This window comes from Bacillus sp. AY18-3 (assembly GCF_008042305.1).
Taxonomy (GTDB): Bacteria; Bacillota; Bacilli; order Bacillales; family Bacillaceae_G; genus Bacillus_A; species Bacillus_A wiedmannii.
The window spans coordinates 1-550 of record NZ_QKQR01000043.1 but is presented as its reverse complement, the minus strand read 5'-3'; the positions used below and the strand labels follow the sequence as shown (position 1 = coordinate 550).

1 protein-coding gene is annotated in these 550 nt (G+C 40.2%); it reads left to right on the top strand.

The window, feature by feature from the left end; all coding sequences use genetic code 11:
• A partial coding sequence (locus tag DM800_RS27780) for a lyase family protein (RefSeq protein WP_255447099.1) occupies positions 1 to 533 on the top strand: 533 nt, incomplete at its 5' end.
• Positions 534 to 550: the final 17 nt, after the last annotated feature.

Genomic DNA, 550 nt, shown 5'->3' with positions numbered 1-550 from the left:
TAATGGCATCAGGTCCACGCGTTGGCTTAGCGGAAATTATGCTACCAGCTCGTCAACCAGGTTCATCTATTATGCCAGGGAAAGTAAATCCTGTTATGCCAGAAGTAATTAATCAAATTGCGTTCCAAGTCATTGGTAACGACCATACAATTTGCCTTGCTTCAGAAGCAGGACAATTAGAATTAAACGTTATGGAACCAGTACTTGTTTTCAACTTACTTCAATCAATTAGCATTATGAATAACGGTTTCCGTGCCTTTACAGATAATTGCTTAAAAGGAATTGAAGCGAATGAAGATCGCTTAAAAGAGTATGTTGAGAAGAGTGTAGGAATTATTACAGCCGTGAACCCTCATATCGGTTATGAAGCAGCAGCTCGCGTTGCGAAAGAAGCAATCGCGACAGGGCAATCCGTTCGAGAACTTTGTGTGAAAAATGGTGTACTGTCACAAGAAGACTTAGAATTAATTCTAGATCCATTCGAAATGACACACCCAGGGATTGCAGGAGCAACTCTTTTAAAGAAAAATTAAAAGAAGAGGGGGGACAA